Origin of the sequence: Actinomadura chibensis NBRC 106107 (genome assembly GCF_001552135.1) — a bacterium.
Taxonomy (GTDB): domain Bacteria; phylum Actinomycetota; class Actinomycetes; order Streptosporangiales; family Streptosporangiaceae; genus Spirillospora; species Spirillospora chibensis.
The window spans coordinates 96,881-123,142 of sequence record NZ_BCQP01000042.1 but is presented as its reverse complement, the minus strand read 5'-3'; the positions used below and the strand labels follow the sequence as shown (position 1 = coordinate 123,142).

25 protein-coding genes are annotated in these 26,262 nt (G+C 72.9%); 13 read left to right on the top strand and 12 right to left on the bottom strand.

Features of this window, described 5'->3' with window-relative positions; all coding sequences use genetic code 11:
• Positions 1-305 precede the first annotated feature (305 nt).
• Positions 306-1,106: an SAM-dependent methyltransferase gene (locus tag ACH01S_RS24750; RefSeq protein WP_067896003.1), complete on the bottom strand. Its 801-nt coding sequence runs from the start codon at positions 1,104-1,106 to the stop codon at positions 306-308.
• A 501-nt stretch (positions 1,107-1,607) separates the two neighbouring features.
• Entirely contained in the window at positions 1,608-2,669 is a 1,062-nt protein-coding gene (locus tag ACH01S_RS24745) for a PucR family transcriptional regulator (RefSeq protein WP_067896000.1), read from the bottom strand.
• Between the two features lie 212 nt (positions 2,670-2,881).
• On the opposite strand from ACH01S_RS24745, the gene ACH01S_RS43800 reads away from it, so the two are divergent.
• The 5 genes from ACH01S_RS43800 to ACH01S_RS24720 all read left to right on the top strand — a co-directional run bounded on the left by ACH01S_RS43800 (position 2,882) and on the right by ACH01S_RS24720 (position 7,721).
• Positions 2,882-3,589 (top strand): SDR family NAD(P)-dependent oxidoreductase, encoded by a 708-nt coding sequence (locus ACH01S_RS43800; RefSeq protein WP_067895997.1) that lies wholly within the window; start codon positions 2,882-2,884, stop codon positions 3,587-3,589.
• A complete protein-coding gene (locus ACH01S_RS43795; protein ID WP_067895994.1) occupies positions 3,590-4,336 on the top strand; it encodes an SDR family NAD(P)-dependent oxidoreductase in 747 nt (248 codons plus the stop codon). It abuts the gene before it with no gap.
• A gap of 63 nt (positions 4,337-4,399) precedes the next feature.
• On the top strand, positions 4,400-5,341 hold the full coding sequence (speB, locus tag ACH01S_RS24730) for an agmatinase (protein ID WP_067895991.1): 942 nt from the start codon (positions 4,400-4,402) through the stop codon (positions 5,339-5,341).
• Positions 5,338-6,264 (top strand): polysaccharide deacetylase family protein, encoded by a 927-nt coding sequence (locus tag ACH01S_RS24725; protein ID WP_067895988.1) that lies wholly within the window; start codon positions 5,338-5,340, stop codon positions 6,262-6,264. The genes speB and ACH01S_RS24725 overlap by 4 nt, the downstream gene beginning before the upstream one ends.
• A complete protein-coding gene (locus ACH01S_RS24720) occupies positions 6,261-7,721 on the top strand; it encodes an APC family permease (RefSeq protein WP_083981087.1) in 1,461 nt (486 codons plus the stop codon). Before ACH01S_RS24725 ends, ACH01S_RS24720 begins: the two co-directional genes overlap by 4 nt.
• A 13-nt stretch (positions 7,722-7,734) precedes the next feature.
• Here ACH01S_RS24720 and ACH01S_RS24715 read toward each other — a convergent pair whose 3' ends face one another.
• On the bottom strand, positions 7,735-8,169 hold the full coding sequence (locus tag ACH01S_RS24715; protein ID WP_067895985.1) for a VOC family protein: 435 nt from the start codon (positions 8,167-8,169) through the stop codon (positions 7,735-7,737).
• Between the two features lie 30 nt (positions 8,170-8,199).
• Complete coding sequence (locus ACH01S_RS24710; protein ID WP_067895982.1) at positions 8,200-8,640, bottom strand: helix-turn-helix domain-containing protein; 441 nt, start codon at positions 8,638-8,640, stop codon at positions 8,200-8,202.
• A gap of 52 nt (positions 8,641-8,692) precedes the next feature.
• Here ACH01S_RS24710 and ACH01S_RS24705 point away from each other — a divergent pair, with 52 nt between their 5' ends.
• Positions 8,693-9,796, top strand: coding sequence for a DUF6183 family protein (locus ACH01S_RS24705; protein ID WP_067895979.1), 1,104 nt, complete (start codon positions 8,693-8,695; stop codon positions 9,794-9,796).
• Between the two features lie 3 nt (positions 9,797-9,799).
• On the opposite strand, the gene ACH01S_RS24700 is transcribed toward ACH01S_RS24705, so the two are convergent.
• Positions 9,800-12,232 carry an ABC transporter permease gene (locus ACH01S_RS24700; protein WP_148344236.1) on the bottom strand — a complete coding sequence of 811 codons (2,433 nt, stop codon included), beginning with the start codon at positions 12,230-12,232 and terminating at the stop codon, positions 9,800-9,802.
• Positions 12,232-13,008 (bottom strand): ABC transporter ATP-binding protein, encoded by a 777-nt coding sequence (locus ACH01S_RS24695; RefSeq protein WP_083981086.1) that lies wholly within the window; start codon positions 13,006-13,008, stop codon positions 12,232-12,234. Before ACH01S_RS24695 ends, ACH01S_RS24700 begins: the two co-directional genes overlap by 1 nt.
• Before the next feature lie 110 nt (positions 13,009-13,118).
• Between ACH01S_RS24695 and ACH01S_RS24690 the strand changes: the two genes are divergently transcribed.
• The gene (locus ACH01S_RS24690; RefSeq protein ID WP_067895970.1) at positions 13,119-13,724 is read left to right on the top strand and encodes a response regulator transcription factor; all 606 of its coding nucleotides are present in this window, start codon (positions 13,119-13,121) and stop codon (positions 13,722-13,724) included.
• Here ACH01S_RS24690 and ACH01S_RS24685 read toward each other — a convergent pair.
• The gene (locus ACH01S_RS24685) at positions 13,721-15,865 is read right to left on the bottom strand and encodes a sensor histidine kinase (RefSeq protein WP_218010381.1); all 2,145 of its coding nucleotides are present in this window, start codon (positions 15,863-15,865) and stop codon (positions 13,721-13,723) included. The two genes, ACH01S_RS24690 and ACH01S_RS24685, sit on opposite strands and share 4 nt — an antisense overlap.
• Positions 15,866-16,046: 181 nt before the next feature.
• Here ACH01S_RS24685 and ACH01S_RS24680 point away from each other — a divergent pair, with 181 nt between their 5' ends.
• Positions 16,047-16,883, top strand: a complete 837-nt coding sequence (locus tag ACH01S_RS24680; protein WP_083981085.1) for a class I SAM-dependent methyltransferase — start codon at positions 16,047-16,049, stop codon at positions 16,881-16,883.
• A gap of 6 nt (positions 16,884-16,889) precedes the next feature.
• Here ACH01S_RS24680 and ACH01S_RS42545 read toward each other — a convergent pair whose 3' ends face one another.
• Positions 16,890-17,870, bottom strand: coding sequence for an SRPBCC family protein (locus tag ACH01S_RS42545; RefSeq protein ID WP_218010380.1), 981 nt, complete (start codon positions 17,868-17,870; stop codon positions 16,890-16,892).
• An 11-nt stretch (positions 17,871-17,881) separates the two neighbouring features.
• Positions 17,882-18,676, bottom strand: coding sequence for an SRPBCC family protein (locus ACH01S_RS24670; RefSeq protein WP_067895967.1), 795 nt, complete (start codon positions 18,674-18,676; stop codon positions 17,882-17,884).
• A gap of 586 nt (positions 18,677-19,262) precedes the next feature.
• On the opposite strand from ACH01S_RS24670, the gene ACH01S_RS24665 reads away from it, so the two are divergent.
• The 4 genes from ACH01S_RS24665 to ACH01S_RS24650 are packed head-to-tail and all read left to right on the top strand — an operon-like array spanning position 19,263 to position 23,151.
• Complete coding sequence (locus ACH01S_RS24665; protein WP_067895964.1) at positions 19,263-20,510, top strand: extracellular solute-binding protein; 1,248 nt, start codon at positions 19,263-19,265, stop codon at positions 20,508-20,510.
• Positions 20,511-21,455 (top strand): carbohydrate ABC transporter permease, encoded by a 945-nt coding sequence (locus ACH01S_RS24660; RefSeq protein ID WP_246236405.1) that lies wholly within the window; start codon positions 20,511-20,513, stop codon positions 21,453-21,455.
• On the top strand, positions 21,452-22,267 hold the full coding sequence (locus ACH01S_RS24655) for a carbohydrate ABC transporter permease (RefSeq protein WP_067895962.1): 816 nt from the start codon (positions 21,452-21,454) through the stop codon (positions 22,265-22,267). The genes ACH01S_RS24660 and ACH01S_RS24655 overlap by 4 nt, the downstream gene beginning before the upstream one ends.
• Positions 22,264-23,151 carry an ROK family protein gene (locus ACH01S_RS24650; RefSeq protein WP_067895959.1) on the top strand — a complete coding sequence of 296 codons (888 nt, stop codon included), beginning with the start codon at positions 22,264-22,266 and terminating at the stop codon, positions 23,149-23,151. Before ACH01S_RS24655 ends, ACH01S_RS24650 begins: the two co-directional genes overlap by 4 nt.
• Here ACH01S_RS24650 and ACH01S_RS24645 read toward each other — a convergent pair.
• Both ACH01S_RS24645 and ACH01S_RS24640 read right to left on the bottom strand, forming a co-directional pair.
• On the bottom strand, positions 23,148-23,621 hold the full coding sequence (locus ACH01S_RS24645; RefSeq protein WP_067895956.1) for an SRPBCC domain-containing protein: 474 nt from the start codon (positions 23,619-23,621) through the stop codon (positions 23,148-23,150). The genes ACH01S_RS24650 and ACH01S_RS24645 overlap by 4 nt on opposite strands.
• A gap of 49 nt (positions 23,622-23,670) precedes the next feature.
• Positions 23,671-24,159, bottom strand: coding sequence for a winged helix-turn-helix transcriptional regulator (locus ACH01S_RS24640; RefSeq protein ID WP_067895953.1), 489 nt, complete (start codon positions 24,157-24,159; stop codon positions 23,671-23,673).
• An 82-nt stretch (positions 24,160-24,241) separates the two neighbouring features.
• On the opposite strand from ACH01S_RS24640, the gene ACH01S_RS24635 reads away from it, so the two are divergent.
• A complete protein-coding gene (locus ACH01S_RS24635; protein WP_067895950.1) occupies positions 24,242-25,435 on the top strand; it encodes an MFS transporter in 1,194 nt (397 codons plus the stop codon).
• Here ACH01S_RS24635 and ACH01S_RS24630 read toward each other — a convergent pair.
• A complete protein-coding gene (locus ACH01S_RS24630) occupies positions 25,385-26,230 on the bottom strand; it encodes a phosphatase PAP2 family protein (RefSeq protein ID WP_148344040.1) in 846 nt (281 codons plus the stop codon). The two genes, ACH01S_RS24635 and ACH01S_RS24630, sit on opposite strands and share 51 nt — an antisense overlap.
• Positions 26,231-26,262: the final 32 nt, after the last annotated feature.

Below are 26,262 nucleotides of genomic sequence, written 5' to 3'. Positions count from 1 at the left end.
TCGGCTCAGCCCGGCCGCCTCGCGCAGTTCACGCAGGCGGCGGGCCAGCAGCAGCCGGGGGACGAGCGGGTCACCGCCCTGGGGACCTGTGGACCGTCTCATGCCGGTGATCGCGACGGAGGCCAACGGGGACTCCTTCTGGGGGATCGGCGTGGGACGACCGCCTCACTATAACCTTCACGCACAGCGCCCAAGACGGAACGTTGAGCTACCTTTCAGTAAGGCGGCCCGGTGATCGGCCGGTGTGGCGGCGCGGTCTGAGATCGCCCTGAGTCAGGTTTTACGGGCGTCAGGGTTTGCGGGCGTCAGGGTTTGCGGGCGACGGCGCAGAGCGTCGGCAGCGGGGCGGCCTCGACGTCCACCTCCGGACGCCACGCGCCGCTCGTCACGAGCCCGGGCTCCTCGATCTCCAGCCCCTCGAAGTAGCCGCGGATGAACTCGGGGCTGCGCAGCCGGAACGGGATGGCGCCGGTCGCGTCGTAGGCGCGCTGGGCCGCGTTGAACCGCTCGTTCTGGTCGGTCGAGTCGTGCAGGATCAGGTAGCTGCCGGACGCCAGCGGCTCCATCAGCCCCCGGACGACCCCGTACGCCTCGCCCTCCTCGACGATGTGCCCGAGCACGCCGATGATCAGCAGCCCGACCGGCTCGGACAGGTCGAGCAGGTCGGCCGCCCGGTCCATGATCGTCTTCGGGTCGTGCAGGTCGCAGTCGATGTAGGCGGTGCGCCCCTCGGCCATCAGGGCGCGGGCGTGCGCGAGGACCAGCGGGTCGTTGTCGACGTAGACGACCTTCGCGTCGGCGGCGGCGCGCTGGGCCATCTCGTGGGTGTTGTCGAGCGTGGGCAGGCCGGTCCCGCAGTCCATGAACTGGCGGATGCCGCGCTCGGTGGCGAGGAACCGGATGGCGCGATCCATGAAGTAGCGGCCGGCGCGGGCGATGTCGACGATGCCCGGGTAGAGGTCGACGTACTGGTCGCCCGCGATCCGGTCGACCTCGTAGTTGTCGGTCCCGCCCAGCCAGTAGTTCCAGATCCGGGCCGACTGGGGAACGTCAGTGTTGATCTTCGCCTCCGGACCCTGTTCCGGGCCGGGGCTGGCATCCGTCATCGGTCTGACGCTCCTTTCGGCGGGACGGGCATGCGCGGTGCGGGCGCCGCCATTCGGGACCGCCGCCCGACGCCCACAAACCTAGACCCGTCCACCGGCGGCGGGTCAGGAACGTCGAATTTGGACCTGTCCACATTCGCATTCGAGACATTAAGGAATACTCAGCGTGCCCGTCCCAGGGAACCCGCTGTGACCCTCGTGACCAGCGAGACCCAGGGGATGCCCCCTTCTCCCCGATCATGGACGGCCGGAATCGGCCGCGCGCGGCCGCGTCCGTCCGTTCACCGATGGCCGGCCGGGCGGCCTCCGCATTTCACCAGGTCGACGCCGCGGCCATTCGGGACAAACCATCCAAAATCCGAGAAATCCGAATTAACCACGCTAAGTACATGAACCCCGGGCCGTAATCACAAATGGGGCGCGCCCCGCCCGGCGAGATTTTGCCCGGCCGCCCGCGGATAACCGAATGGCGCGCCGCGTCCCCCCACCACCAGGACGGTGTCAGGACGGGGAGGCGCCGCGCCTGCTCACCGACCAGGTCGCGATGGCGAGCGCCACCCGGTCCTCGAACTGGAGCGGGTTGCGGCCGGTGAGCGCCTCGATCCGGGACAGCCGGTGGCGCAGCGTGTTCGGGTGCAGGTAGAGGGCGCGGGACGTGGCGCCGACCGCGCCGCCCTTGTCGAGGAACGTGCGGAGCGTCTCGACCAGGCGGGTCCCGTGCGCGTCGTCGTAGTCGGCCAGCGGGCGCGCGATCTGGTCGATGAACGGGGCGAGCTGGTCCTGGTCGAGGCGGCCGAGCAGGGCCTGGAAGGTGGCGAGGTCGGCGGCGTGGACGACGCCGCCGGTGCGGCGCGCGGCGTCCAGCGCGGCGAGGCTCTCGGTCAGCGACAGCGGGAGGTGGTCGAGCGGTCCGGGGCTGCCGATGCCCGCGGGCTCCGGCCAGCCGCCGTCCCCGTCGGTGATCAGGATGGCGGTGTCGCCGTCCACGCCGAGGACGCCGGGCAGGTCCTCCTCGGGCGGCGGCATCGCGACCGCGAGGAGCGCCGCGGGGTCGAGGCCCGCGTCGTCGATCCGGGGGCGGAGCACCTCCACGGAGGCGAGCCCCTCCCCCACCATGCGGAGGAGGCGTCCGGTCTCCTCGCGCTCGTGCCGCTCGTCCCGCCCGGCGGCGAGCCGTTCGGCGAACCACTCGGTGAAGCTCAGGAACGGGACCTCGGGCGGCACTTCGAGGAGCGGCAGGCCGAGCCGGTCGCAGACCTCGCGCAGGTCGGCGGGCGCGGCGTCGGTGACGTCGCCGATCCCGTAGCCGATCGCGGCGCCGCGGCTCGCCTTGACGGACCCGGCGAACGACGCGCAGGCGGCGGCGTCCCGCAGCGCCGCGCCGACCGTCAGGACGATCTCGTTCCCGCGCAGGTAGGGCCCGGGGTCGAGCAGCTCGGTCGAGTGCGCCCAGCGGATCGGCCGGTCCAGGCCGTCCGCCCCGGCGACCAGCCGCAGCCGGAACCGCGGCATCTCCAAGAGCTGCCGGACCGTGAGGCGCAGCACCGTCGGATCGCTGGTCACGGCCTCAGCCTCTCACCCCGGGACGCGCGCGGACGGCGGCGCGTCGCCGTCTTTTGGGCAAGGACACGAGTTTTGGAGAAGAGCACGACCATTCGGGTGCCCCGCGGTGCGTTCGGCCAAGAAATCGCCGTCTCCCTTGTCACCCACCGTTATGGCGCGTTTGCCTGGGAGTTCCTCCCCGTCAGGGGAATGCCGAGCGGAGCGGAGGTCCCATGCCGGAACGACCGGAGCGCCGGGTCGCGCTCGTCACGGGGGCGGCGAGCGGGATCGGCGCCGCGATGGTGCGCGAGATGTCCGGGCGCGGCTGGACGACCGCCGGGCTCGACCTCAGCCCCGCGCCGGACGCCGACCACTCGGTGGGCGTGGACGTGTCCGACCCCGCGCAGGTGGGCGCCGCCGTCCGGCGGATCGAGCGGGAGCTCGGCCCGATCGGGGCGGCGCTGTGCGCGGCCGGGCACTACGCGATCGTCCCGGTGTCGGACATCGCGTGGCCGGAGTGGCGGCGCATGCTGCGCGTCCACCTCGGCGGCGTGGTGAACGTGTGCCGGGCCGTGACGCCGGGCATGGTGGAGCGGCGCGACGGCGCGGTCGTCGCGGTCACCTCCGAGCTGGCGATCGGCGGCGGCGACGCCGAAGCGCACTACGCGGCGGCCAAGGGCGCGGTGATCGGGTTCGTCCGGTCGCTGGCGGCCGAGCTCGGGCCGTCCGGGGTGCGGGTGAACGCGGTGGCGCCCGGCCCGACCGACACGCCGCTGCTGCCGCCCGACTCGTCCTGGCGCAAGGCGTCCTACCTGCAGACCCTTCCGGCGGGACGGCTGACGTCCCCCGCGGAGGTCGCGCTCACCGCCGCCTACCTGGTCGAGGACGGGACGTTCTGCGCGGGCGAGATCCTGTCCCCCAACGCCGGGGCGGTGATCTAGATGGCGGTGGCGCTGATCACGGGCGCGGGCGGCGGGCTCGGCGCGGCGGTCGCCCGGCGGCTCGCCGCCGACGGCCACCTCGTGGCGCTGAACGACCATCCCGACCGGAGCGTGGCGGCCCTCGCCGCCGAGCTGGACGGCGTCGCCGCGCCCGCCGACGTCGCCGACCCCGAGGCCGTCGAGGCGATGGTGGCCGACGTCGAGCAGCGGACCGGCGAGCACGTCGGCGTCCTCGTCGCGGGCGCCGCCTACATGACCATGGCGCCGTTCGCCGCGCACGACCCGGACGACTGGTGGCGGATCGTCGACGTCAACCTCGGCGGGACGTTCGCCTGCGCGCAGGCCGTCCTGCCCGGGATGGTCGAGCGCGGCGGCGGCCGGATGGTGCTCGTCTCGTCGGAGTGGGGGCTGATCGGCTGGCCGGAGGCGACCGCGTACTCCGCGTCCAAGGCCGGGATGATCGCGCTCACCAAGTCGCTCGGCCGCGAGCTCGGCCCGCTCGGCATCGCGGTCAACGCGGTCGCGCCGAGCGTGATCGACACCCCGCAGCTCGAAGTGGACGCGAAGGCCGCCGGGGTCACCCTGGACGAGATCCGCGACCGGTACGCGGCCCGCGTCCCGCTCGGCCGGATCGCCGCGCCGGAGGAGGTCGCGGCGGCGATCGCGCTGCTCGCCGACGACCGGCTGCCGACCCTCGTCGGCCAGATTTTGCACGTCAACGGCGGTACCACCCGATCCCGCGCCTAACCTGCGACTAACCCCTCACACACAGCGACCCCTTTTTTCAGCAACCCCCGCGAAAGGACATCGATGGAGCCGGTCGGACAGGTCAACGCGCTGGAGGTCCCGAGGTTCGCGGGCCCGGCCACGTTCGCACGGCTCCCCGCCCGCGCCGACGTCCCCCGCCACGACGTGGCGATCGTCGGCGTGCCGTTCGACGCCGGCGTGTCGTACCGTCCGGGCGCGCGGTTCGGCCCGGCGGCGGTGCGGCAGGGGTCGCGGCTGCTCAAGCCCTACAACCCGGCGCTGGACGTCCTGCCGTTCAAGTCCATGCAGGTCGTGGACGCCGGGGACATCTCCTGCAACCCGTTCGACATCGGCGCGGCGATCACCCACGTGGAGTCGGGCCTGCGGGACCTGACCGGGGACGGCGCCCGCGCCGTCGCGATCGGCGGCGACCACACGATCGCGCTCCCCGCGCTGCGGGCCGCGCACGCGCTGCACGGGCCGGTCGCGCTCGTCCACTTCGACGCGCACCTCGACACCTGGGACACCTACTTCGGCGAGCCGTACACGCACGGCACCCCGTTCCGGCGCGCCGCCGAGGAGGGGCTGCTGATGCGGGACGCGAGCGTCCACGCGGGCATCCGCGGGCCCCTCTACGACCCGCGGGACCTGGTGGACGACGCCCGGTTCGGGTTCACGATCGTCCACTGCGCGGAGGTGGAGGGCCTCGGGACGGCGGGCGTCGCCGAGCGGATCAGGGCCCGCGTCCAGGACGCGCCGGTCTACCTGTCGATCGACATCGACGTCCTCGACCCCGCCTACGCGCCGGGCACCGGGACGCCCGACAGCGGCGGCCTGACCAGCCGGGAGCTGCTGTCGATCCTGCGCGGGCTCGCGGGCCTGCGGATCGTCGGCGCGGACGTCGTGGAGGTCGCGCCCGCCTACGACCACGCCGAGATCACGTCCATCGCGGCGGCCACGGTCGTCTACGAGATCCTCAGCCTGCTGGCGAAGGACCGACCATGACACCGGCCGGGACGCGCCCCGCCGACCCGGTCCGCTGGCCGGGGGCGGCGACGTCGGCGGCGTCGTTCACGTTCGACGTGGACGCCGAGTCGGCCGTGCTGGGCGCCGACCCGGGCACCGCCCTGCGGCCGAGCGTCCTCAGCCACCAGGCGTACGGGCCGCTCACCGGGCTGCCCCGGCTGCTGCGGATCCTCGCGCGGCACGGGGTGCGGGCGACGTTCTTCGTCCCGGGGTTCACCGCGCACCGGCACCCGGACGCCGTCCGCGCGATCGTCGACGGCGGCCACGAGATCGCCCACCACGGCTACCTGCACGAGACCCTCATCGGGCCGTCCGGCCCCGTCGACGAGCGGACGGAGGCCGACATCCTCGACCGCGGCCTCGACGCCCTGGCCGAGGTCGCGGGCGTCCGCCCGGACGGCTACCGCGCGCCCATGTGGGAGCTGACCCACGCCTCGCCGCGGCTGCTGGCCGAGCGCGGGTTCCTCTACGACACGAGCCTCATGGACGCCGACGTCCCGTACGAGCTGGACGCGGGCGGCGGCGCGTCCCTCGTCGAGATCCCCGTCCACTGGGGGCTGGACGACTGGGAGCAGTACTGCTTCATCCCCGGCGTCTCCGGGACGGGCCTGATCGAGAGCCCGGCGAAGGCCGCCGGGATGTGGCGGGACGAGTTCGAGGCGCTGCGCGCCGAGGGCGGCTGCTTCGTCCTCACCGCGCATCCGTTCCTGTCCGGGCGTCCCGGCCGCGCCGCCGCGCTGGAGGGGCTGATCGAGCACGCCGCGTCCTGCCCGGACGTCTGGCTGGCCCCGCTCGGCGACATCGCCCGGCACGTCCGCTCCCTCGCCCTGCCTCCGCGCCGCCTCCCGCCGCCGCCCACGTCCGACCACCTCTCGGACGACGACCGCAAGGGGTCGCGATGACCACGTCCAGTAACGAGAAGGCGGGCGGCGCGCCGAGCGCCGCCGAGCACCCGCACACCCTCCGCAAGGGGTTCGACCTGCGGTCGGCGACCGCGCTCGCGTTCGCCGACGTGTCCCCGATCGTCGCGCTGTACGCGATCTTCACGCTGGGGCTGCTGGCGGCCGGGCCCGCGTTCTGGTGGGCGTTCCCGATCGTCCTCGGCGGGCAACTGCTGGTCGCCTGCGTGTTCGGCGAGCTGGCGTCCCGCTGGCCGTACGAGGGCAGCGTCTACCAGTGGGCCCGGCACGTGCGCGGGCCCGGCGCGGGCTGGTTCGCGGCCTGGGCGTACATGTGGGGGCTGACGATCGCGCTGTCCACGCTGTCGTACGGCGCGGCGGGCTTCCTGCTCCAGGCCGTCGGGGTGGACTCGCCCGGCAAGGCGGCGACGATGGGCACGGCCCTCGCGATCCTCGCGCTCGGCAGCCTCGCCAACATCGTCGGCCGCCGGACGCTGAAGATCCTCGTCGTGGCGAGCCTGGTCTGCGAGGTGCTCGCGTCCGTGGGGCTCGGGACCGTCCTGCTGCTGTTCTACCGGGAGCACTCGTTCGGCTTCCTGCTGGACGGCGCCGGGACGGCCGGAAGCGGCGGCTGGCTCGCGGGCCCGATGCTCGCGGCCGCCGCGTTCGTCGGCTGGTCGTTCGTCGGGTTCGAGTCGGCGGGCGCGATCGCCGAGGAGGTGGAGCACCCCGAGCGGGAGGTGCCGAAGGCGCTGATCTTCGCGCTGCTGGCGGTCGGGATCATCGTCATGTACTCGGCGGCCGGGCTGATCCTCGCGATCCCGGACCTGCCGAAGGTGATGGGCGGCGGCGTCGCCGACCCGGTCAGCGACACGCTCGTGTACCACTTCGGGTCGTCCATCGGACGTCCGCTGCTCGTCATGTTCGTGATCGGGTTCCTGGCGAGCTTCCTGGCCGTCCAGGCGGCGGTGTCCCGGGTGATCTGGGCGTCGGCGCGGGACAAGGCGCTGCCCGGATCCGGCGTCCTCGGACGGCTCGCCGGGCCGGAGCGGCTGCCCGTCCCGGCGATCCTGCTGACGGCGGTGGGCGCGGCCGTGTTCGTGCTCCTCTCCGGGTCGAAGCTGTACTCGGTGCTGGTCAACTTCACGACGGTCGGGTTCTACGTGGCGTTCGGGCTGCCGGTGTGGGGCGCGGCGCTCCAGCACCTGCGCGGCCGGTGGCGGCCCGGCTCGTTCAGCCTCGGCCGGTTCAGCGGCCCGGTGACGTACGCGGCGGCGGTGTGGCTGGCCGTCCAGACGGTCAACATCGTCTGGCCGCGCGACACCGGCGACGCCTGGTACATCGAGTGGAGCATGGTGATCACCCTCGCCGCCGTGGGCGCCGCCGGCGCCGCCCTCTACCTCGGCTGGTCCCGGCACCGCATCAGCCCCGCCTTCGGCGAGACCCTCCGCGACACCTGACCGGCGGTCAGCGCTACGGCCGCCGGTCGGACATGGCGAAGGCCTGCGTCAACCGGATGTGGTTGCCGGACGGGTCGCGGAACGACGAGTCGATGCCGAACGGCCGCTCCTCCGGCTTCTCCACGAACTCGACGCCCCGCGCGGTCAGCCGCTCGTAGGCGGCGTGGCAGTCGTCGGTGCCGAGGAAGAGCGTCCCGGCGAAGCCCTTGCCCATGAGGTCGCGCAACTGCCCTGCGGTCGCTGCGTCCATGACGGGCTCGCCGGGGATGGCCATGAGCACGATCGACACGTCCGGGCAGTCCGCCGGGCCGACGGTCAGCCACCGGAACCCGCCCATCTCCGCCATCGACACGTCGACGCGGACCTCCATGCCGAGCTTCTCCGTGTAGAAGGCGAGCGCCTCGTCCTGGTCGTGCACCCACAATTGCGCGCCGGTCAGCGTGAACATCGGTTCCTCCCCGTGGAGTCGGTCGGAGCCTCACGCTAGATCCGGGCGGCTCGACTCGTCTTCTCGAAACGTCCGGTGTTTCGGACGGCCGTAGGCGCGCAGCACGCACAGCGGGACGCGCGCGTACGCCGACGCGGGCGGGAACGAGGCGCGGTAGGCGGTCGGCGACATCCCGAACATGCGGGTGAAGCTGGTTGTGAACGAGCCGACGCTCTGCAGCCCGACGCCGACGCAGATGTCCGCGACGGACCAGTCGGTGGTCCGCAGCAGGGCGGCGGCGCGCTCCAGGCGGCGGGTCAGCAGATAGGCGTGCGGCGGCTCACCGAAGGCCCTGCGGAACCGGTCGCTGAAATGGGCCCGGGACAGCCCGGCGGCCGCCGCGAGGTCGGCCACCGTGAGCGGCTCGGCGTACCGCGCGTCGGCGAGATCCTTGGCGCGGAGCAGATGGCGCGCGGGCGGCACGGAGCCCATGGCGGCCAGTATGCCCTGCCCTTCCCGTGGCGGGCGCTGCCAGACTCCGGGCATGGAGATCGAGGAGGCCGTCCGGCGGATGGGGCTGGCCGACACCTACCGCGACCGCCACTGGAACCGGGCGGTCAAGGTGACCGACCAGGTCGTCCAGAAGGCGGAGCCGCCGTGGCTCGAAGGGCTGCTCGGGGCGCTGCTGCGGGTTGAGTCGCCTACCTACCCGATGCGGTACGGCTTCCCGGTGGCGCTGCGGCGGCTCGCGGACGCGCCCGGCGGCGCGGACCGGGTGCGGAAGGTCCGCGAGTTCGCCGCCGCAGGGCTGGCGTGGAGCGACGTCCGCTACGACCTGCGCGAGGTCGCGTGGTGGCTGGCGAGCGCCCAGCCCGCCGAGCACCTGCTCGCCGCGCTGGCGACCGCCGACCCGGCGGACGAGCTGGCCGCGTGCCTGCTCCAGGAGACCGCGCTGCGCCACGACGCGACGGCGGCGGCCGGGTTCGCCGAGCGGCTGCGCGCCGCCGGGCATCCGCTCGCGGGGCTGCCGCTGCGCGCCGCCCCGGCCGAGCGGGACCACTGGCTCCCCCGGTATCCGGGCCCGGCGCGTCCGGACTGGTCACGGCCCGGTTCGGACGCGCCGCCCGCCGACGGTCCGGCCGATCCCGGCGTGAGCGCGGTCGAGCTGGACTGGCCGGACGCCCGGCTCGCGCTCAGCGCCCACCGCGCCTGGGTATCGGACGACGGCTACGGCACCGAGGCGCGCCTGTTCCGGCTGGACGATGTGATCGCGCCCGGCGACTTCGGCGGGTCCGTCCTGCGGGTGCTCGGATTGGAGAGTGCGGGCGGTGCCTTCGCCGACACCCGGCGGGTGACGACCTCCGACGTCCTGCGGACGCTGTTCGCGGGGGCCGCGGGCGGCAGCGCCCACGGCCCCCGCATGTGCGGCGCGTACAGGCGGCTCGCCTCCTGGGAGGCGCTCGCGGCCCTCGTCGGCGTGGAACCGGACGGCCTCGCGGCCGTCGAGCGCGCCGCCGACCGCTGCGCCTGGGTCCTCTACACCTCGGACTGGCATCTCCAGGTGCACCCGTCCATGGACGTCGGCATCGCCGCCCTCCGCCCGGACCGCCGGACCGTCGCCGTCGTGGCCGCCACCGACAGCGACTGACCGCTAGTCGTCGCGGGCGCCGAGGGCGTCGGCGGGACGCGCGGCCATGGCCGTCCAGGCGGGCAGGACCGTCGCGGTCCCGGCGAGGACGCCGCCCCAGGCGAGCACGCCGAGGAGGCCGAGCGGCGGGATGTGCGCTCCGCCGCCGGTCATCCCCCGGCCGAACGCGGTGAGCGTCGCGAGCGCGATCGCGGTGCCGAGGGCGCCCGCGACGGCGACCACGGCCAGGGTCTCCCAGCCGAGCATCCGCGTGATCTGGCGGCGGGTCGTCCCGACGAGGCGCAGCAGCGCGAACTCGCGGGCACGGCCCGCGGTGGCCATCGCGAGGGTGTTCACCACGGCGATCGCCGTGAACGCGAGGATCAGCGCCATCGCGACCAGGTTGACCTCGGCGCTCGCGCTCGCCCCCGCCGCGGCGAGGGCGGCGGCGCCCGTCACGGGCAGGCCCGGGGGCGGCGTGCCCGCGATCAGCAGGGTGCCGCGCGGGTCGTCCACATGGGCGGCGAGCAGGTCGCGGGAGACGGTGAGGTCGCCGAAGCCGAGGCCCCGCCCGTATACGGCGATCACCGTGGGCGCGACCGGCGTGCCGTCGCCGAGGGTGAGGCGCAGCCGCTCGCCGGGCCGGACGCCGAGCCGGTCGGCGGCGGTCCGGCTCACGGCGATGGCGGACGGGTTCAAGTTCTGGAGCGAGCCTTCGCGGACGTCCAGGTCCATGGTCTTGTCCAGGCCCTCCGGCGTGACGCCCTGGATCGCGTAGTTCTCCAGGTCCACGCGGACGGTGCCGCGCAGGACCTCGGTCACGGCGGTCACGCCGGGCGCGCGGCGGATCCGCTCGGCCGTCGCGTGCGGGACCTTCGGGCCGAGGACGTGGGCGGCGATCGTGCCCTCGGTCGCCTGCCGCGTCGCGGCGTGGCCCATCGTCGTCTGGGCGAACAGGATCGTCGCGGTCAGCCCGGTCATCAGGGTGAGCGGCGTGACGACCGACGCGACCCGCCGCGCGCCCGCGCGGAGGTTCGCCGCCGCGAGGTGCCCGCCGACCGGCGACAGCCGCAGCGGCGGCGCCAGGACGGCGACGGCGGCGCGGACGACGGCGGGGCCGAGCAGCGCCACGGCGACCGTCCAGACGATCGCGGTCAGCACCGTGACCGGGCTGGACGCCGCCTCCGTGTGCAGCCCGGACAGCACGGCCGTCAGGACGGCGGCCCCGGCGGCGACCGCGAGGCCGCCGACGATCCGGACGGCGCCGAGCCGCCCTCGGGCGGGCGCGGCGTCGCCGAGCGCCTCGACCGGACGGATCCGCGCCGTCCGCCGGGCCGTGATCCGGGCGGCGGCGAACGCGGCGGCGACGGCCGCGAGCACGGCGGCGGCGGGCGGGAACGGGCCGACGACCAGGTCCAGGTTCGGCGGCAGCGCGCCGAGCCCGCGGAACCGGTCGCGCAGCAGGACGGCGAGCGGCAGCCCGGCCGCCGCCCCGAGCGGCCCGGCGAGCAGCCCGACGAGCAGCGCCTCCCGGCCGATCATCCGGCGGACCTGGCGCGGCGTGGCGGCGACGGCGCGCAGCAGCGCGAGCTCCCGGTCGCGCTGCTGGACCGACAGGGCGAACGTCCCGGCCACGACGAGGATCGCGACGAGCAGGGCCGTCCCGCCGAGCGCGCCGCCGAGGCTGATCAGCTTGATCCGGGACTTCTCCGCGCCGAGGAACTCGGCCCTGCCCCGGTCGGCGCCGGTGTGGACGGTCACCCCGGTGCCGCGCACGGCGTCCTCGACCGCCCTCCGCGGGCCGTGCGCGCCGATCGCGGTGACCATGCCGTCCCGGCCGGACAGGCGGCGCGCCTGCGCGGTGGAGAAGAAGACGGCGGTCTGGTGGTCGAGGGCCTGCGCGGTGACGCCGACGACGCGGTAGCGCCCCGGGACCGCCGACGCCACCTCCACGGTCGCGCCCGGCCGCAGCCCCTCGGCGCGGGCCGTCGCGGCGTCGATCACGATCTCGTCGTCCGCGCTCGGGGCGCGCCCGTCCCGGAGGGTGAACGGGGTGAGCGCGGCGGACTCCCAGCCGTGGCCCCACGACTCGCGGCCGTCCCCGCCGGAACCGCCGATCTCGGCCGGGAAGGTCACCTCGGTGACCACGCCGCGCACGCCGTCCGCGCTCCGGACCTCGGCCGCGACGGACTCCGGCAGCCAGGCGCGTTCCGCGATGGCCTTCGCCTTGTGCTTCACCTTCCCCTTCTTCTTGGCGAACGTCTTGTGGACGAACTGGTCCCCCGTGACGACGACCGGCGAGCCCGCGTACCGTTCGGGCGCGACCGAGCCGCGCAGTCCCGTGTCGAGCAGGACGCCGCACGCGCACACCAGCGCGGCGGCGCACAGGAGCGCGACGAACGCGCCCGCGAACCCCGCCTTGCGGTGCCGCAGCGTGCTGAGAACGAGCCACAGCATCAGTTCCACGCCCCCAGCCGCGTCATCCGGGCCGCGACCCGGTCGCTGGACGGGGCGTCCATCGAGTCGACGATCCGCCCGTCCGCCAGGAACAGGACCGTGTCGGCGTAGGAGGCGGCGACCGGGTCGTGCGTGACCATCACGACCGTCTGGCCCATGTCGTCCACCGTCTCCCGCAGCAGCGTGAGGACGTCGCGCGCCGTCATCGTGTCGAGGGCGCCGGTCGGCTCGTCCCCGAACACGACCTCCGGCCGCGTCACCAGCGCGCGGGCGATCGCGACGCGCTGCCGCTGCCCGCCGGAGAGCTGCGCCGGACGGTGCCCGGCCCGCTCGCCCAGCCCGACCCGGGCGACCACCTCGGCCAGCCAGTCCCCGTCGACCCGCGTCCGCGCCAGGCGCAGCGGCAGCGTGATGTTCTGCGCCACCGTCAGCGACGGCACCAGGTTGTACGCCTGGAACACGAACCCGACCCGCCTCCTGCGCAGCTCCGTCAGCCGCGTCTCGTTCATCCCGGACAGGTCGGTGTCGCCCAGCCGGACGGTCCCCGACGTCGGCGTGTCGAGACCGGCCGCGCAGTGCAGGAACGTGCTCTTGCCCGACCCGGACGGCCCCATGACGGCGGTGAACCGCCCGCGCGGCACCGACGCCGTCACCTCCCGCAGCGCCGCGACCGCGCCCCGGCCCCGCCCGTAGACCTTGCTGACCGCCTCCAGCCGCACCGCGGCCGCCGCGCGCGGCCCGCCCGCGACCCTCTCGTCCATGACCCTCTCGTCCATGCCCTCAAGTCTTCTGACCTGGGCGTTCACGGGCCAGAGACGTGCTCACCGGCTACCCGTGACCTCGTCATGGGTCGGGCCATGACGGCGCCGCTGGTACATATGGACGTGTGATCAAGGTGCTCCTCGCGGACGACCACCACGTCGTCCGCAGCGCCCTCGCCGGACTGCTCGGCCTCGAACCCGACCTGACCGTGGTGGCCGAGGTCGACCGCGGCGACCAGGTGCTGGCCGCGGCGCGCTCGGCCCGGCCGGACGTCGCCGTCCTCGACGTCGACATGCCCGGCCTCGACGGCCTCGCGGCGGCCGCCGCGCTGCGCGCCGACCTGCCGGAGGTCGCGACGCTCGTCCTCACCGGGCACGGCAAGCCCGGGCACCTGCGCCGCGCCCTGACCGCCGGGGTCCGCGGCTTCCTGCTGAAGACCGCGCCGCCGGAGGAGCTCGCCGCCGGGATCCGCGCGGTCGCCGCCGGGGAGCGCGTCCTCGACCCGAAGCTCGCCCTCACCGCCTGGGACAGCGCCGACAACCCGCTCACCCCGCGCGAGACCGACGTGCTGCGGCTCGCCGCCGAGGGGGCGGAGGCCACCGAGATCGCCGAGCGCCTCCACCTGTCCGCCGGGACGGTCCGCAACCACCTGACCGCCGTCGTCGCCAAGCTCAACGCCCGGAACCGCACCGACGCCGCGCGCATCGCCGGCGAGGCGGGCTGGCTCTAACCCCGCGGGCCGATGCTCGCCTCCAAGCGGAAGCGGCCCGCGCCGTCGGCGCGCGCGCTGAGCGTCCCGCCGTGCGCGGCGAGCCGCGTGGTCAGGTTCCCGATGCCCGCACCGGGCGGCATGCGGGGCGCGTCCGGGTCGACGCCGTCGTTCTCCACGACCAGCCGTACGGCGTCGCCGTCCCGTTCGGTCAGGATGGCGCAGCGCGTGGCGGCGCTGTGCCGGAGCACGTTCGTCACGGCCTCGCGCAGGACGGCGCCGAGCACCGCCGACACGGCGCCGTCCACCCGGCCGTCCAGCGGGGCGTGCTCGGCGTCGGTCTCGACGCCCGCGGCCGTGAGCACGGACCGCGCGGACGCCACCTCGCCGTCCAGCGAGAGGTCGGCCTCGCCGCCGGTCGCGGCGCGCAGGTCGCCGCGCGCCCGCTCGGCCATGTCCACGACCTCCGCCAGCTCCCGGCGGGCGCGCTCGGGGTCGGCGCCCGCCAGCCGCCGCGCCAGCTCGCATTTGAGGAGGATCGCCGCGAGGCTGTGGCCGAGCAGGTCGTGCAGGTCCCGGGCCGCCCGCAGCCGCTCCTGGACGGTCGCGGCCCGGGCCAGCTCCGCGCCCGCGATCTGCAGGTCGCGCACCAGCCTCGCCAGCCGGACGAACCCGTACACGACGAGGCCCGTCACCAGCGTGCTCACCGTGAAGTTGACGGTCGCCGCCGTCCCGAGGCCGAGCGCCGCCGCGCCCGCCCCGGCCCCGGCCATCGCCGCCGCCACCAGCGGGACGGCGGCCCGCGCCGGGAGCCCGACGAGGAACGTCCCCGCGAGGACGCCCGCGAGGCCCAGCCACGCCTCCCCGAACACCGGGACCGGCGCGATGCTGAGCACCGTGAGGACCAGCGGCCACCAGCGGGGACGGCCGGTGCCCGTCCAGAAGAGCTGCGCCACCGCGACCAGCGCCAGGACGACCGCTGCGGCGGCCCAGCGCGGCCCCCACGGGACGAGCAGCAGGCCCTTGACGCAGAACCCCGCCAGCACGGTCGCGAGCAGGGTCAGCGACAGCCGGTACGCCGCCTGGTCGGGGACGCTCACCGCCCGGTCCCCGGCGTCGACGACGGCCTCCACCGCGAACCGGCCGTCGTCGCCGAGCCCGGCGGAGAACGCGCCGCCCGCCGCGCGGACCCGCGCCGCCGCCTCCGCCAGCCCGTCCGCGCCCCGCTCCGCCGTGCGCTCACCGTCGTTGACGACGCGCAGCGTGACGGCCCCGTCGCGCTCGGACGTCTCGACCAGGCAGGACCGCGCCGTGCCCGCCCGGACCACGTCCGTGACGGCCTCCCGCAGCACCAGCGCCAGCAGCGCCCCCGCCGGGCCCAGCGGCTCGCGGTGCCCGGTCCGCACCTCGGCCCGGACGTCCGCCGCCTCCAGCAGGGCCCGCGCGGCGGTCGCCTCGGGCGCCAGCGACATGCTCCGGAAGTCGGCGGCCGCCGCGCGGGCGTCGTTCAGCGACCGCCGCGCGACCGCCAGCACGTCCCCGATCGCCTCGGGCCGCGTCGCCGCGCGCCGGGCGCCGTCGGAGATCGCGCGGAGCCCGGCGCCCAGGCCCCGGTTCAGCTCCGCCGCGATCCGCAGCCGCTCCCGGCCGACCGCCGCCATGGTGAGCGGCAGCCGCGCCGCCGCCGCGTCGTCGGCGCGGTCGGCCAGCCGGACGAGCCCGTACAGCACCAGCGCGGCCAGCAGGCACGTGATCGTGACATCGACGCTCGCGCCGCCCCGCAGGACGTCGATGACCGTCGCGCTGCCGACGACCCCGGCCGCCAGGGGCCACGCGACCGCGGGACGCGGGACGCCCGCCGCCAGCAGCGACCCGGCGACGAACGCGAGGATCACGGCCGACGTCCCGAACGCGAGCACGACCGTGTACGCGGCCAGGGCCTGCGCCGGGACGACCCAGCCCCGCCGCCACCGGCCGAGCCGCGGCACGACCCAGACGAGATGAAGTGCGAGGACCAGCGCCACCAGCGCGACCGCCGTGCCGATCCGCGCGGCTCCGTCGGTCCGCGCCGGGGCCGCCAGCGCGTACACCCCGGCGAGCGCCGCCGGCACGGCGCCGACGACGACCCGCGCGATCCGCGGATCCGGCCCCGCCTCAGCCAAGAACTTCGCTCCCCATCACAAAACGTTCATTTTACCGGGGCGGTGGAGCCGTGGCGCGGGACGGGTGCCCGCGGTGGTCGATCGCGTAATGCGATGGCGCCTTGATCGGAAATTTATTTTGCTCTGATATGATGGAGAAAATGGCATATAGGCTCCCCTTCGACGAAAGGGGAGCGGTTACATGGACGAGGGAAAGCCCAGCGCGACCGCGCTCTCCGCGGCGGCGGCGCGGGCCGCCCACCTGGTGGCCGACGCCGAGCCGAGGATCTTCGCCGACACCCTCGCCGCGCGCCTGCTCGGCGGGCGCGCGGAAGAAATGATCGGCTACCACCGCAGGCAGGGCGCGCATATCATCCTCGCCGGGACGCGGGCCATCACCACCGTGCGGAGTCGGTATACCGAAGAACGGCTCGGAAGACATACCCAGTACGTCATTCTCGGCGCCGGTCTCGACACCTACGGCTATCGCGGCGGCAGCGGAATCACCGTGTTCGAGGTCGACCGCCCGGCGACGCAGGAATGGAAGAAGGGCCTGCTCGAATCGGCCGGAATCCCGGTGCCCGCGTCCGTCGCGTTCGTCCCGGTCGACTTCGAGTCGGACGATCTCCTCGCCCGGCTCGAAGCCGCCGGTCTCGACGCCGAGCGGCCCGCGCTGGTGAGCTGGCTCGGCGTCAGCTTCTACCTCACCCGCGACGCCCTTTCCGCCGCCCTCGCCCGTATCGGCCGTCTCGCGCCGGGCAGCGAACTCGTCATGGACTACGCGCTCCCGCCCGGGATGCGGGACGCCGAAGGCGACGCCTACGGCGAGATCGCCGAGCGGGTCGTCGGGGAGTCCGGCGAGCCCTACCGGAGCGCGTTCGCCCCCGGCGACATCGACGCCCTCCTCGGAGGCCACGGCGTCGATGTCGCCGAGAACGTCCGCCTTGCCGACGCCGTCCCGCCGCGCCTGTGGCGGCGTGCCGACTCATTGCGCCCGTTCGACTATTTCCGCCTGGTCAGAGCGACCGTCACCGGCTGAGCGCCCTCAGCGGGCCTCCTCGTATTCGCGCTCTTCCTCGTCCAGGGCCTCCTCGTGCGTCCGGACGACCTCGCTGTCGTGGATCTCTCCGCGCCAGCCCTCGACGTCGTCGGGGTGCGTGAGCGACTGGGTCATCACGTACCGGCGGAAGTGCTTCAGCTCCAGCCGGACGCGGCGGCCCTGCGCGCGCCAGAGGTTGCCGGTCCGCTCGACCAGCCCCTGCGGGTGGTATTCGAGGACGAGCAGCACCCGCGTCAGGTTCCGCGACAGCTTGTGGAAGCTGACCGTCCCGTCGACGTGGCCCTTCGGACCCTTGGAGCGCCAGACGATGTGCTCGTCCGGGACCTGCTCGACGATGGTCGACTCCCACGTCCGGCTGGACCAGAAGACCTTGGCCTTCCAGTTCAGCTTCGTCTCGTCGGCCTGGTCGACGCTGACGACCTTCTTCATGAAGGACGGGAAGTCCTGGAACTGCGTCCACTGGTCGTAGACGAGGCGGCGCGGCGCACCGATGTCGATGTGCTCGACGATGTTGGTGACCTTCACCTTCTTCCCGCCCTTGCCGCCGCCCTTGCCCTTGCCGTCGCCCCCGACGCCGGGCAGGGCGGACGGAAGGGAGGAGGGCAGGGCGTCGGACGCGGTGTCCTTGAGCCGTCCGAGCAGGCCCGAGCCGTTGTGCTCGGCGTCCGCGCTCCCCTTGCCGTTCGACTTGCCGGACTTCTGCTTGCCGGACGTGTCGTCCCGCTGGGCGGACGAGTCGCGCCGCCCGCTGATCGCGCGGCCCGCGGCGACCGCCGCGCCCGCGCCGAGCAGAACGCCGCCGGCCGTCCCGGCGGTCCGCCCGCCGCCGGGCACGTTCTTCGCGATCGCGCCGAGGCCGGGGACCCGGCTCCTGCGGCGGCGGCCCGGCAGCCGTCCCGCGACGTTCCCGATGTTGTTCCCGATCTTGCCGACGGGCAGTCGGCCCGTCCGGCTTCCGCGTTTCATCCTTCGCTCCCTCACTCCGGGGTTGTGACGACCTCGCCGCCGCGGATCTCGCCGCGCCATCCCCCGGCCTCGTCCGGCCCGGTCAGCGCGCGCGACGTCACGTGGCGGCGGAAGTGCTTCAGTTCGAGGCGGGCGCGGCGGCCCTGCGCGCGCCAGAGGTTGCCGGTCCGCTCGACCAGCCCGCGCGGGTGGTATTCGAGGACGAGCAGCACCCGCGTCAGGTTCGGCGACAGCTCGTGGAAGCTGACCGTCCCGTTCACATGTCCCTTGCGGCCCTTCGAGCGCCAGACGATGTGCTCGTCCGGGACCTGCTCGACGATCGTGGACTCCCACGTCCGGCTCGACCAGAAGACCTTCGCCTTCCAGCTCAGCTTCGTCTCGTCCGCCTGCTCGACGCTCACGACCTTCTTCATGAAGGACGGGAACTCCTGGAACCGCGTCCACTGGTCGTAGACGAGCCGGCGCGGCACACCGATATCGGTCTGCTCGACGATGTTGGTGACCTTCACCTTGCGGCCGCGGCGGCCGAAGACGCGGGCGAGGGTCTCCTTCAGGGCCGTCCAGCCGAAGCTGAGCAGCGCGCGGAACGGGGACTTCCCGTCGTGCAGCGCCGTCACCCCGGCCAGTGCCGCCCGCGTGAGCGGCCCGCCCTCCTCGGCCGCCGCCGTCAGCCGCCGGACGGCCCGTTCGAGCCGCCCCTCCAGCCGCCGGACGGCGGCGCGCGCCACCCGCCCGGCCAGGCTCCGGGCCGACAGCACGGCGGCGGCGCCGCCCGCGCCGGCGGCCAGGCCCGTCCGGAAGTTCATCTCGGCTCCGTCTCGTCCATCTCGTGCGCTGTCGTCTGGTCGCGTACGGCGGCCGAAGTACCCGGTCAAATAGCGGCAAAACAGGCGCCAAGACAGCGGCGGGGGGACGACCCGCGGCGACCGCCCCCGATGGCCGCGACCGGACGGACGAGTGAACGGCGCGTGTGCGCTCAGAGTGAACGGAGGGACACTCCTGTTCGGCCGACCAGACCAGCCCAGCGTGCGCACCAGACCAGACAGCCCACCTCAGGATGGCGCATAACGGTTAAGACTCTTGCGTAATCGAACCCTTGAACTGGTACGGACCAGTGTTTATCTTCATGGCCACAACGCGCGTTTGTGTTCAGTGAGCATTCACATCGCGCACATTTTTTCATGCGCGAAGGGGGGCGCCGGGGCGGGTCCGGGATCGCCGGACGCACAACGTAATCATGTGATTCCCGACCGCAGTACTCGGCTCCCCGGGGTTGACGGAGCATTCGGAGCCGATCACGGCAGGACGACCTCAGCGCAGGAAATACGGCACACCTCAGCACGGGCGCGCCCACGTGCGTCCACCATTGCAAGGCGGAGAAGGCGGGGACAGATGAAACGGCACCTCCTGGGCGTCGTCGCCGCGGGTCTGACCGTGGCGCTCGGCGTCAGCGGATGCGGCAAGGGCAGCTCATCGGACAGCGGCTCCGATGGAAAGACCATCAAGTTCGTCGCCGCGATCTACGACGACAACACGAAGCCCTACTGGGACGCGCTGATCAAGGACTTCGAGGCCAAGAACTCGGGCTACAAGGTCAACCTTGAGATGGTCGACTGGTCCCAGATGGACGCGAAGGTGAAGACCTACGTCCAGACCAAGCAGGTCCCCGACATCCTGAACTACAACGCGTTCTCCGACTTCGCCCGGGACGGCCTCATCTACAAGGCGTCCGACGTGGTGTCCCCCACGACGCTCAGCGACTTCACCCCCACGTTCGTCGAGCAGGCGAAGTACAACGGCGAGCAGTACGGCCTGCCGTTCATCTCCAGCGCCCGCCTGCTCTTCTACAACAAGGACCTCTTCGAGAAGGCCGGCATCAAGGCGCCGCCCGCCACCTGGGACGAGGTCAAGGCCGACGCGAAGAAGATCAAGAATGGCAGCACGATCGGCTACGGGCTGCCGCTCGGCCCCGAAGAGGCGCAGGCCGAGTTCTACTCGTGGGCGATGAACAATGGCGGCGGCTGGGTCGACGCGTCCGGGAAATGGGCGATCAACCAGAAGGCCAACATCGACACGCTGACCTTCCTGAAGGACCTCAACAAGTCCGGGCTGACCCAGCCGAACCCGGAGAGCACCGACCGGAAGACGGTGTTCAACCAGTTCGCGCAGGGCAAGATCGGCATGGCCATCGGCGGCCCGTTCACCAAGGCCGGATTCATCGACCCGGTGAACAAGAGCCTGAACTTCGGCGTCGCGCCGCTGCCGAGCAAGAGCGGCACCGAGCACAACACGCTCGGCGTCATGGACGTCCTCGCCGCGTTCAAGAAGGACGGCAGCAAGAACCAGGACGCCGTGAAGAAGTTCCTCGACTTCTTCTACCAGAAGGAGAACACCTCGAAGTTCCTCACCACCGAGGGCTTCCTCCCGGTGACGAAGTCGGCCGGTGACGCGCTCAGCGCCGACCCGTACATGAAGCAGTTCGTGGACGCCCTCCCGACGTCCAAGTTCGCCCCCACGTCCAACCCGGCGTGGTCCGCGGTCGCGGGCGCGGTCAAGCAGGACCTCGGCAGCTCCGTGGCGAACAAAGACCCGAAGACGGTTCTGGACAAGATCCAGGAGACCGCCGAGAAGGCCGGCTGAGTGCAGGACCTCAAGACCAGGCGGCGGGGGGTCGCCACCTCCCAGGCCCCCCGCCCCTCCCTGCTCCGCCGGACCGGACGGGCGCTGACCCCGCTGGCGTGGCTCGGCCCGTCCCTCGCGCTGATCTGCGTCGTCGTGCTGTGGCCCGTCATCGAGATGGTCCGGACGTCGCTGCAGGACATCACCTCGTCCGGCGTCACGCTCGGCTACAACGGCACCACCAACTACACCGACCTGTTCGACGAGGACGACCTGGTCCCCGTCGTGCTGCGCACGCTGCTGTGGGTCGGTGGGATCGTGGTCATCACGATGACGCTGTCCCTCGCGCTCGGCCAACTGCTGAACGCCCGCTTCCCCGGACGGCGCGTCGTCCGCTGGGCCGTCGTCGTCCCCTGGGCGGCGTCGGTGCTGATGACGGCGCTGATCTGGAAATGGATGCTGGACAACTACTCCGGGCTCGTCAACCGCGTTCTGCTCGACCTCCACCTCATTGACGAACCGGTGAACTGGCTGGCGCATCCGGGCCAGGCGATGCTGTGGATGATGTGGGTCGCGGTGTTCGTGTCGCTGCCGTTCACGTCGTTCGTGATCCTCGCCGGGCTCCAGACGATTCCGGAGGACGTGTACGAGGCGGCCCGCGTCGACGGCGCGAGCGCGATCCGGACCTATTTCGGCATCACGCTTCCGCTGCTGCGCCCGGCCATTCTGATCGCGTCCATCATCAACGTCATCAACGTGTTCAACTCCTTCCCGATCATCTGGGCGATGACGGCGGGCGGGCCGGGCAACGACACCGACACCACCACAACGTTCATGTACAAACTGGCCTTCTACGACCAGCACGTCGGCGAGTCCGGCGCCATGGCGGTCGTCAACTTCGCCCTGATCCTCGTCATGGTGCTCTTCTATCTGCGGGCCGCGCGCTGGCGGGAGGAGGTGCGATGACGCGCCGGGTCGTTCTCACCGGAATCGGCTGGCTGGTCGCCTTCGTCTTCCTGCTGCCGTACCTGCAGATGTTCATCACGGCGCTCAAGCCGGAGAAGGAACTGACGAAGTCGCCGGGCACCTACCTCCCGTCGCATTGGACGTGGTCGAACTTCATCGACGTCTGGTCGGCGGCGCCCGTCTGGACATATCTGCGGGTCTCGCTCACCGTCGCGGCCGCCGCGACGATCGTGACGCTCGCGTGCGCGATGCCCGCCGCGTACTACACCGCGCGGAACCGTTTCCGCGGCCGGGGGGCCTTCCTGCTGCTGGTCCTCGTGACGCAGATGTTCGCGCCGACCGCGCTGGTCATCGGCATCTACCGGGAAATGGTCGCGCTCAACCTGACCGACACGCTGCTCGCGCTGATCCTGGTGAACGCGGCGTTCAACCTGCCGTTCTGCATCTGGATCCTGCACGGCTACTTCTCCAGCATCCCGAAAGAGCTGGAGGAGGCGGCGTTCCTGGACGGGGCCGGCCGCGTCGGCGCGCTCACCCGCGTCACGCTGCCCATTTCCATGCCGGGCGTCGTCACCGCGATCGTCTACACGTTCATCGCGGCGTGGAACGAGTACATCGTGGCGCTGACGGTCACCGCGTCGCCGGACCGGCGTCCATTGACGGTCGGCGTCCCGTCGTTCGTCACGCAATACCAGGCGCACTGGCAGTTCCTTTTCGCGACGTCGCTGATCGCGATCGTGCCGGTCGTCATCCTGTTCATCTTCATCGAGCGCTACCTCATCGGCGGCCTCACGGCGGGCTCGGTGAAATGAGCCTGATCGGACTCGACGTCGGCGGGACCACGATGAAGGCCGCCATCACCCGGGACTCCGCGGTGCTGGCGACCGAGTCGTGGCCCACCGACCACGCGGACCCGGTGGGCGGCATCCTGGACTTCGCCGCCCACCTGGTCGCGCGCGCCGCCGAACTCGGCTCCCCGGCCCGCGCCGCCGGAATCGCCGTTCCCGGGATCGTGGACGAGAAGGCGGGCGTCGCCGTCAATTCCGCGAACCTCGGCTGGCGTGACGTGCCCATGCTGGACCTGGTGCGGGAGCGCATCGGAATCCCCGTCGCGATCGGCCAGGACGTCCGCACGGGCGGCCTCGGAGAGGCCGTTCTCGGCGCGGGCCGCGACGCCGGGGACTTCGTCTTCGTCGCGATCGGCACGGGCATCGCCGCCGCCCTCGTCATCGGCGGCACGCCCTATCCGGGCGTCGCCGGATGGAGCGGCGAGATCGGGCATGTGGTCGTCCGGCCGAACGGCGAGGACTGCGCGTGCGGAAACCGGGGCTGCATGGAGACATACGCCTCGGCCGCCGCGATCTCCCGCCGCTACGGCGGCAACGTCCCGGCCGAGGAGGTCATAGCCCGCGCCGAGGCGAACGAGGAGAAGGCCGCGCGAGTCTGGTCGGAGGCCCTCGACTGCCTGGCGGACGGCCTGGCCGCCGCGACGCTCCTCATCGACCCCGGCCTGATCATCCTCGGCGGCGGACTGGCGAAGGCGGGCCGGGAACTCCTCGAACCGCTCGAATCACGGCTCGCGTCCCGGCTGACGTTCCGCCCGCCGCCCGGCCTCCTCCACTCCGAACTGGACGACCGGGCGGCCGTGAAAGGCGCGACGATCCTGGCCGCCCGTTTGGTGGAGGACTCGCCCTAAGCCATTCCGCGCCCGCCGCTCTCGACGAATCTCGCGAGGTTGTCCAAGGCCATCCGGGTGCCGAGTTCGTTGTCCGCGGCGGGCACGCTGTCGGGCATCCCCTCATGCAGGATGGTCACCTCCGTGGCCCCGTCCGCGTCGGCGAGCGTCGTGGTCATCGTCATCTCGCCGTTCAGTTCCGGGTCGTCGGTCTCGAACCGGAAGACCTCGACCACCTGCTCGTCCGGCACGAGTTTCACGAACCGGCCGTGATAGGTGTCGGTATGGGCGGACGTCTTCCCGGCGGCGGTCGGCTCGTCATAGGTCAGCGAGACGCGGAAGGCGCCGCCTTCACGTCCGTCGAACTCGTGCACCCGGCTTGTCATGCCGTCGGGCACCCGCCAGGCCGCTATCGCGTCCGCGTCGAGAAGCGCCCGGTACACCACCGGACGCGGCGCGTTGATGCGACGGGAGACTCGCGTCGAATACATGGACCCAGCTCTACCACGATGACCACGCCCGGCGACCCGCCCGCCGTGCTCAGGGGCCCGCCTCGGCCGGAGGCGGCGGGCTCTGGCTCGCCCGCCGGACGGCGGTCGTGTCGATGCCCGCCGGGGCACCGCGGGAGTCGGTGGCGCGGAGCGGGGCGAGCGGGAGCCCGCTCTCGTCGACGAGGACGGAGTGAGCCTCGTCCGGGGCGAACGCGTGCCGTTCGCCCCACTGGCGCATGGCCACGATGACGGTGAAGAGGTCGCGTCCCGCGTCGGTGAGCGCGTAGACCCGCCGGCGTCCCGACGGCGCGGTCCGCCGGTCGAGGACGCCGCGCTCGACCAGCCGCCGGAGGCGGTCGGTGAGGATGTTGCGCGCGATCCCGGTGCGCTGCTGGAAGTCGGTGAACGAGCGCGCGCCGTCCATCGCGTCGCGGACGATCAGCAGGCTCCACCGGTCGCCGACGAGGTCGAGCGTGCGCGCGACGGGGCAGGCGGAGTCGGTCCAGTCCAGGTCGGCGAGGCGGGCGGCGGGGATCATGGCTCCTCCCGATGAGTTGCGGATTGAAACCATTGTGCCGTACGGTCGAATCAGTTGCAATTTGCTACTGATTGGAGGCCTGGTGGATCTCACGTTCGGCCGGAGGGTGCTGCTCGCGGCGATCTGCGCGGTCAGCGTCGCGACGATCTACGCGGCGCAGCCCGTGCTCGCCCGGATAGGGGACGACCTCGGGGTGCCGGAGGCGGGCCTCGGCTGGATCGTCGCGGCGGGCCAGGTCGGCTACCTGGCGGGCCTGGCCTTCCTCGTCCCGCTGGGCGACATGCTCGATCGGCGCGGGCTGATCGCGGCCCATCTGCTCCTCGCCGCGGTCGGGATGGCGCTGGCGGCGGTCGCGACCCACCTCTGGCTCCTGCTCGTCGGGCTCGCCGTCACCGGCCTGTTCGCGGTCGTCGTCCAGACCACCGTCGCGTTCGCGGCCGACCTGGCGACGGCGGCCGAGCGGGGCCGGGCGCTCGGATTCGTCACCTCCGGCGTCATCCTCGGCATTCTCGGGTCCCGGGTGTTCGCGGGCGGCCTCGCCGCGCTCTGGGGCTGGCGAAGCATCTATGCGGCGCTTGCCGTGCTCCTCATCGCGCTCGCTCTTCTCGTCCTGAAACTGCTGCCGGCCGACAATCGCTCCACCGACGCGACATACGGTGAGGTGCTGATCTCGCTCGGCCGCCTTTTTCGCGAGCGCGTCTTCCTCTCGCGCGGCCTGATCGCGTTCTTTCTGTTCGCCTCCTTCGGGACGCTCTGGAGCGGGCTGGCGCTCCCGCTCGCCGCCGCACCGTGGCATCTGAGCACCGCGCAGATCGGCCTGTTCGGAATCGCGGGCCTCGCCGGCGCCCTGGGCGCCGCGCGGGCGGGACGATGGGCCGACGCCGGCCGCGCCAACCCCGTCACGGGGATCGCGCTCGCGCTCCTGGCCGTGTCGTGGCTGGCGTCCGGGCAGGCGACCTGGTCGCTGTGGCTGGTCGTGGCCGGTGTCGTCGTCCTCGACCTCGCCGTCCAGGCGGTGCACGTCAGCAACCAGCACCTGCTCACGACCGTCTACGAGCACCGGACGAGCAGCGCCATCGGCGGATACATGCTCTTCTACTCGTTCGGCTCGGCCCTCGGCGCGACCGCCACCACGACGGTCTACTCCGCTGCCGGATGGACCGGATCCGCCATTCTCGGAGCCGCCTTCGCCCTGTGCGGATTCTCCATTTGGGCCGTCAACTCGCTAAGAGCCGGGCATCATCCCCGCGAACGCGCGGTGGCAGGGGTCAGGTGACCGGTCGGGGTGCGGCCGGGCCGGTGCCGGGGGGCCGTCCGGCGCCGTTCGCCGCGCGTCCAGCAGCGCCCGCGCGGCGAAGACGGTGACGAGCAGCATCGCCCCGCCGACCGCCCATCCTCCCAATACGTCGGTCACCCAGTGCTTGTTCAGATAGGTGCGCGTATATCCCTCGACGTAGGCGAGGGTGACGATGGCGCTCCAACTCCACATCCGCGCGGCGCGGCCCGCACGCGAATAGGCCAGAGCGAGGAACGTGATCGTGCCGTAGACCACCAGAACCCGCGCGCAGCCGCCGGACGGATACGTGCCCAGCGTGGTCGGCGGATGGCCCCGGTCGACGACCTTGGCCAGCGCCGCCTGGTCGAATTTCTGCACCAGCACGGACGTACCGACGAGAAAGCCGGGAACCCAGGCCCGCTCTCGCCGCCACAACGCCAGCCCGGTGAGGACGACGATCGCCGCGAGGGCGACGAACCGGGTCTGCCAGACGTTGCCCAGCCGTCCGACCAGCTCGACCGGGTCGGCCCACCGCCGGTCGTAGTGCGCTTCCATCAGGTCGAAGACCGCCCGGTCCACGGGGCCCTCGACGCGCTGCACCAGCTCGCCGAGGGCCAGGCCGCCCGCCGTCAGCACGAACATCCCGGCTCCGTAGAGCGTCACGAACGCGCCGACGGGACCGAGCGTCCCGGCTAACTGGGTCCGGGCGAGCGCGAGGCGCCCTGGCGCGGACGTCCCGCCGAGCCGGTGGAACAGGAGCACCGAAACAATGGACACAAAGTGTACAGAGGTCATTGCCAACAGTATGATGATCTCCATGACAGAAC